The sequence below is a fragment of the Halorubrum sp. SD612 genome (genome assembly GCF_002135005.1).
Window position 1 is genome coordinate 23,027 of the sequence record NZ_NEWI01000020.1, and the last position, 6,577, is coordinate 29,603.

Genomic DNA, 6,577 nt, shown 5'->3' on the forward strand with positions numbered 1-6,577 from the left:
TGTCCTACTCGGCCGCCGCGGCCTCGTCGGCGCCGCTCGCCTCGGCCTCGACTTCCTCGGCGACGGCCTCGAACGCCGCGAGGATGACGCGCTTACACGCCTGTCCCTCGGTGCTCCAGTGGTGGGCGTAGTCCAGCATGTCGTCGTAGATGTCGGGCTTACAGCCCGCCGCCTGCGGGTGCCCGCCGCCGTTCACTCGGCCGGCGACCTCGTGGGCGTGCCGGAAGTCGTCCGACCCCCGGATCGAGGCGGAGCCGGCGGGCTTGACGATCACGGCGGCGTCGGCCCCCGCCTCGCGGAGGCGCTCCGCGACCTCGTTCTGCGAGCAGCGGCCGTAGGTGACCGCGACGCGCCAGTCGCCGACCTCATGCGTGACCGCGCGGTCGACCGCGAGGTCGATGCGCGCTTCCTTCTCGACCCGGCGCTCCGCGACGAACGACCGCACCGTCTCCGGGAGGTCGACGCCGTACGCGCCGACGACGGCCGCGTACTCCTCGGCGCCGGCCCAGTAGGAGTAGTCGGCGAGGTCGTCGGAGCGAGGGTCCTCCTTGAGCCAGAGGTCGTGGTCGCGCGTGACCTCGGCGAGCTCGGCCCAGCGGTCGTCGAAGGCGTAGTCGAGCGACCGGAGCGTCACGTCGGCGGTACACTCCTCGTCCGACTCGCCGACGACGAGGTCGACGCCGGCCTCGCGGACCGCGTCGGCGGTCTCGTCGTCCCACTGGTGGTGGTCGAACCACCGGATCGCGTCGGTCGAGTCAGCCAGCTCCGTTAACGGCTCCGCGATCCACTCGTAGTCGTCGGGGCAGAGGTCGCAGACGAACAGGTCGATCCCGTCGTCGGCGTACTTTTCGACGCGTTCGAGCGCGGTGTCGATCGAGTACGGCCCCGCCGAGACCAGCCCGACCGGGGACTCGGCGTGGGCGTCGCCGAGGGGGTCGTCGTCGCCCTCCCCCTCGTCGTCCGCCGCGGGCTCGTCCGGCTCGTCGCTCCCGCTCTCGCCTTCGAGCCGGGCCGCGACGGCGTCCTCGAAGGGTCCGACGTCGAGGGCGGCGTCGTACGCCTCGCGGATCATCGCGGCGCAGGCGAGACCGTCGGCGTCGCCGTCGGCGATCACGACCGCCTCGCTGCCCTCGATCGCCTCCCTCGCCCGCCGCTCCGCGCGTTCGTCGTCCAGCGAGTCCGGGTAAAAGAAGCCCTTCCCCGGCAGCTTCGTGTACCGCGACCGGGGGGCATCCCCCGTCTCGATGAGGTCGTCGTCCATACCGTCGAGGCGGGCGGCAGCCGGAAAACTCCGCCGCTCTCGCGGCGAGCGGCGGTCGCGTCGCCTTCGCGACGCTCAGATCGTCGTCCGCCGAGGGTCCTCGTCGGTCAGCTGTCGGACCGTCAGCACCGGGACCGGGCAGGTCCGGACGACGCGCTCGGCGACGGAGCCGATGAGAAAGCGGTTCTCGCCGTGGCGGCCGCGGGTGCCCATCGCGACGAGGTCGGCGCCGGCAGACCGGGCGTACGCGTCGATCTCCGAGGCCGGACGGCCCTCGCGGACCTCGATGGTCACGTCGAGGTCGCCGTCGCGGTCGTGGGCCGCGTCCGCGACGCGGTCGAGCGCGTCGCTCCCCTGATCGTCGAGCGCGTCGCGAAGGTCCTCCCGGACCGTGTCGGGCGACGACTCCACCTCGCCGGCGTCGACGACGTACACCGCGTGGACCTCGGCGTCGAACCGCGCCGCCACGTCGACCGCGACCGAGACGGCCCGTTGAACGCTGTCGGAGCCGTCGGTCGCGACCACGATGGTGTCGAACATGGCCACCCGTTCGCCGCAACGACACCTAAAACCCGGCGGTCGGCGGAAGCGCACGCGGTCGACGGACACGCCGACGGTTCGCCGCCGACTATGTATGAAATCCTCGCCAGTCGGGCGCCGCTACGCCAGGAAGACGTGGCGCGGGCGGTCGGCGAGCACGTCGCGGCCCCACTGGACGGTCTCGGAGAACTCGTCGGAGCGGAAGAAGCCCATCGCGTCCTCCTTCGCGTTCCACTGGCTGGCGATGAACATGTCGTTCTCGTCTTCGGTGTTCACCATCAGGTCGGTCTCGACGTGGCCGTCCATCTCGGCGAGCAGGTCGCCCACGTCGTCGAAGGTGTCGACGAACTCCGTCTGGTAGTCGGGCTTGACGGTGTAGAACATCCCCATCGTGCCGAAGCCGGACTCCTCGCCGGCGCGGGCGACGATGTCGGGCAGCTCCGAGAGGAACCCCGCCGCGGTCTCCGCCGCCGACGCGGTGTCCCAGATCGAGACGACGGCGGCGCGGTCGGTGTGGCGCCCCTCGTACACCGCGGTCTTGACGTGGGTGCCGTAGTGGTCGAAGTTGCCGCGGAGCCCCTCGACCTCGTCGAACAGCTCGTCCACGTCGGCCTCGCTGTACAGCACCGTGGCGTACACGTCCTCGCCGTGGGGCTTCCCGGCGTAGATGTCGAGGTCGGCGAGCTCGCCGCGGATCTCCTCGTCCGACGCCCCGCCGCCGGCCTCGTCGTCGCCGTGCGGGTGGTCGCCCTCGCCGCCGGCCTCGTCGTCGCCGTGCGGGTGGTCGCCGTGGGCCGATCCGCCGCCCGCGCCCGAGCGGTCGTGGCCCTCGCCGCGTCCGTGCGCGTCGTCGCCGTGACCCCCTTCGCCGTGATGGCCCTCGCCGTGACCGCCCTCGCCGTGCGGGTGGCCGGCGCTGTCCGCCTCCGGAACGCGGCCGGTCGGCACCGTCTCGCCCGCGAGGAAGGCGTCGAGGTCGCGCGGCGGGAACCGGCGGCCGACGTAGAAGTCGCCGAACTCGCCGTACCGGGAAGAGGCCGGGTCGAACCGCATCTCGTAGACGATGTCCTTGATGTCGGTCGGGTCCGCGCCGAACAGCGTGACGCCCCACTCGTGCTCGTCGAAGCCGACGGAGGAGGCGATCACCTGCTTGATCCTCCCCGCGTACTCCTTGCCGACCTCGCCGTGGCCCGCCATCAGCTCGGCGCGCTCCTCGAAGTCGAGGTCGTACCAGTTGTGCTCCTCGCCGCGGCGCTTGCTCATCGGGTAGAAGCTGACGTACTCCTCGTCCGGGATGTCGGGCTTCAGCTTCCCCTCGATGTAGCGGCGAAGCCCCTCGTCGACGGCGTCGGCCCCCTCCTCGAAGTAGTCGTCGGAGACGTAGCCCGACACCTCGGTGACGGAGACGTAGGAGGTCTCGCGCTCGGTGAACTTCGCGAGCGCGGTGTCCTCGAACCGACGTTCGATCGCGGACAGGTCGTCGAGCGACGGCCGGAAGTGGAGACAGAGGAAGTCCGCCTTGTGTCCCAGCACGGAGAACAGCGCCGACTCGCCGTCGTCGGCGTCGGCGACCAGTTCGCGGTGTTTCAGGAAGGCCTCGCCCTCCTCTATCGCTCGCCGCCGCTCGGACTCGGGCGCCTCGCGCCACGCGTCCCAGTCGATCGAGCGGAAGTCGTGCAGCGAGAACCACCCTTCGGCGGTCTGTGGAGCCTCGACCATACGCCGGGTTGGGGCCGCGCGACTTAGGGGCTTGCGGGTCGTCCCGGGCGCCGGAAACGGAACCACGGTCGCGGGCGCCGCGCGCCGCCCGCATAGCATTTTATGTCCGATTCGCGTTATTGGGGGTATGCCCGCTGACAGCGCCCTCTCCGACGACGCGACCGGATCGCCAGACGACGGGTCTGTCGCCATCCGGACGAGCGGCCTGACGAAGCGCTACGGCGACGACGTCCTCGCGGTCGACGACCTCGACCTGACCGTGTACGCCGGCGAGATATTCGGCTTCCTCGGGCCGAACGGCGCCGGGAAGTCGACGACGATCGACGTGATCATGGACTACGTTCGCCCGTCCGCGGGGAGCGCGACCGTCCTCGGCCGCGACGCGCAGGCCGAGACGCGCGCGGTCCACGAGCGGGTCGGCATCCTCCCGGACGGGTACGGGCTCTACGACCGGCTGACCGGGCGGAAGAACCTGGAGTACGCGATCGCGTTGAAGGGCGCGGACGACGCCGTCGACGACCTGCTCGACCGGGTCGGGCTCGAATCGGCGGCCGCCGACCGCGCGGTGGGGAGCTACTCGAAGGGGATGACCCAGCGGCTGGCGCTCGCGATCGCGCTCGTCGGCGACCCCGAGGTGCTGATCCTCGACGAACCGTCGTCGGGGCTCGACCCGAACGGCGTCCGCCTCGTGCGGGAGATCGCCCGCGAGCACGCCGACCGCGGGAAGACGGTGTTCTTCTCCAGCCACATCCTCAGTCAGGTCGAGGCCGTCTGCGACCGCGTCGCGATCCTCGACCGCGGGCGACTCGTCGCCGTCGACACGATCGCCGGACTGCGCGACGCGCTCGACACCGGGTCGACGGTGACGCTCACGGTCGACGCCGTTCCGGACCGGCTGACGCTCGGGGAACTCCCCGGCGTCGACGACGTCGCGGTCGACGACCGGACGATCCGGGTGCGCGTCGGCGAGGCCGCCGCGAAGGTGGACGTCATCGATCGGGTCCGCGAGGACGGGGCCGCGGTCCTCGACGTGGCGATCGCGGAGTCGTCGCTGGAGGACCTGTTCAGCGCGTACACCGGTGGGTCGGCGCCGACCCGTGGCCCCCCCGACGTCGCCGCCTCGGACGCCGACGCCGCGGAGGGTGGGCGATGACGCCGCGCGGGGTCCGGCTCACGATCGCGCGCAAGGAGTTCGGCGACGCCCTCCGCTCGCGGGTGGTCTGGGCCATCGTCGCGGTCATCGCCGCGGTGTCGTCGCTGTCGGCGGCGCTCCCGCTGCTCGTCCCCGAGGCGGACGTGGGCGCCGGCCCGGAGGCGGCGATCGGGGGCGCGTCGCAGTTCGCCGGGCTGCTCGTCCCGATCATGGCGCTGATCGCGGCGTACCTCTCGGTCGCCGGCGAGCGGGAGTCGGGGAGCCTGAAGGTGCTGCTCGGGCTGCCGCCGTCCCGCGGCGAGGTGCTCGCCGGGAAGTTCCTCGGTCGGGGCGTCGCGGTCGCCGCCGGGATCGCCGCGGGCTTCGCGATCTCGGGCGTCGTCACGGCGGCGCTCTACGCCGCCCTTCCGGTCGGCGCGTTCCTCGCGACGACGGCGCTGACGGTGCTGCTCGCGGTCTCGTTCCTCGGTATCGCCGTCGGGATCTCGGCCGTCACGGCGACGCGGGCCCGGGCGATGACGCTCGCGATCACGGCGTACCTCGGCCTGACGCTCCTCTGGGACCTCGCGCCGAACGGCGTCCACCTGCTGGTCACCGGCCGGCTCCCCGGCGCCGGCGTGCCCGCGTGGTTCCTGCTCGTGCGTGGGCTCAGCCCGACCGGGGCCTACAACGCGCTCGTCGGGCGCCCGCTGCTCGGCGACGCCGGCGTGGCGGCGGCGACCGGCGGCCCGGCGCCGGCGTTCCTCAGCCCCGTCGTGTTCCTCGCGGTCATGGTCGCGTGGGCCGCGGTTCCGCTGGCCGTCGGGTACCTCGGCTTCCGGCGCGCCGACCTGAGCTGATAGGGGCCGTCGCCGCTCTCGACCGCCGCTCGCCCGCACCGCGGTCGCTCGGTCGCGGTCGCCGTGACCGAAACCCTTTCGACGCGACCGCGAGAGATGCGGACGATGCGGAAGAGCGGCCCGCCGAAAGGACTCATCTCGTACCTCGTCTTGGAGCTGCTCGACGAGCGCCCCCGGTACGGCTACGAGCTGCTCGGCGAGATCACCGAGATCAGCGGCGGCCACTGGGAGCCCTCCTACGGCTCCGTCTACCCGATCCTCTACAAGTTCGAGGAGGAGGGCGTCGCCGAGCGCGTCGAGCGCGAAGACGAGCCCGACCGGAAGTACTTCGCGCTCACCGACGCGGGCCGCGAGGAGCTGGCCGAGAAGCGCCGCGCGATCGGCGGCGAGGCGAGGGAGTTCGGCGACGTCGTCCTCGGCTTCTACCACCTGTACGCCGCGCTCGCAACCGACGGCCGGTTCGAGACCGACGACGCCGACGCCGACTGGAGGTACTCGGAGCGGTACAGCGCGTGGATCGTCGAGCAGATGATCCGGCACCACGAGCGCGACTTCGGCGAGTTCGAGCGGATCGACGCCTCGCCGGAGGAGTTCCGCGCGGCGGCGGACGGGGCGGACGTCGCCGACGCGTCGTCCGAGGCCGGAGGCGCCGCCGGCGAGGCCGAGACCGCGGACGACGCGGACGAGTCCGAGGGGGCCTCGTCCGGCGCCGCGGACGACTGACCCGGCGCGGTCTCCGCGTCGGCCGGTTCGCCGCGACTCACCGGTTGAGCAGCCGCCACAGGATCCCGCCCGGAAGCCCGGCGCGGACGAGCCGGTCGTACAGCCGGTCGGGGAGGACGCGCGCGAGCCGCGGCAGCCACCGCGCCCGGCGGCTCACCCGGTAGCGCGTCCGCGGGCGGGCCGCGGTCGCCGCGGTCACCACGCGCTCGACGACGGTCTCGACGTCGGTGGCCGCCGGGGAGTACCCCTCGAACGCGCGGTACGCGTCGGCGTACGGTCCCGCGCCGTCGGCGGCCTCGACCGCGGCTGCCGCCCGCTCGTTGAAGCCGGTTCGGACGGGGC

At 72.7% G+C, this 6,577-nt stretch carries 6 protein-coding genes and 1 pseudogene; 3 read left to right on the forward strand and 4 right to left on the reverse strand.

Going from position 1 to position 6,577, the window contains the following annotated elements:
• Positions 1-4: 4 nt before the first annotated feature.
• The 3 genes from B9G38_RS04000 to B9G38_RS04010 all read right to left on the reverse strand — a co-directional run bounded on the left by B9G38_RS04000 (position 5) and on the right by B9G38_RS04010 (position 3,520).
• Positions 5-1,261 (reverse strand): DHH family phosphoesterase, encoded by a 1,257-nt coding sequence (locus tag B9G38_RS04000; RefSeq protein ID WP_086219565.1) that lies wholly within the window; start codon positions 1,259-1,261, stop codon positions 5-7.
• A 75-nt stretch (positions 1,262-1,336) separates the two neighbouring features.
• Positions 1,337-1,801, reverse strand: coding sequence for a universal stress protein (locus tag B9G38_RS04005; protein WP_086219566.1), 465 nt, complete (start codon positions 1,799-1,801; stop codon positions 1,337-1,339).
• Between the two features lie 120 nt (positions 1,802-1,921).
• Complete coding sequence (locus tag B9G38_RS04010) at positions 1,922-3,520, reverse strand: heme-binding protein (protein WP_086219567.1); 1,599 nt, start codon at positions 3,518-3,520, stop codon at positions 1,922-1,924.
• 127 nt (positions 3,521-3,647) lie between these two features.
• Between B9G38_RS04010 and B9G38_RS04015 the strand changes: the two genes are divergently transcribed.
• From B9G38_RS04015 to B9G38_RS04025, 3 genes are all read left to right on the forward strand, one after another.
• Entirely contained in the window at positions 3,648-4,673 is a 1,026-nt protein-coding gene (locus B9G38_RS04015; protein ID WP_086219568.1) for an ABC transporter ATP-binding protein, read from the forward strand.
• Positions 4,670-5,512, forward strand: coding sequence for an ABC transporter permease subunit (locus B9G38_RS04020; RefSeq protein WP_086219569.1), 843 nt, complete (start codon positions 4,670-4,672; stop codon positions 5,510-5,512). The genes B9G38_RS04015 and B9G38_RS04020 overlap by 4 nt, the downstream gene beginning before the upstream one ends.
• A 105-nt stretch (positions 5,513-5,617) precedes the next feature.
• Positions 5,618-6,235: a PadR family transcriptional regulator gene (locus B9G38_RS04025; RefSeq protein ID WP_086219570.1), complete on the forward strand. Its 618-nt coding sequence runs from the start codon at positions 5,618-5,620 to the stop codon at positions 6,233-6,235.
• A gap of 37 nt (positions 6,236-6,272) precedes the next feature.
• Here the strand turns inward: B9G38_RS04025 and B9G38_RS04030 are convergent.
• A pseudogene (locus B9G38_RS04030) lies at positions 6,273-6,577 on the reverse strand (oxidoreductase); the annotation flags it as partial.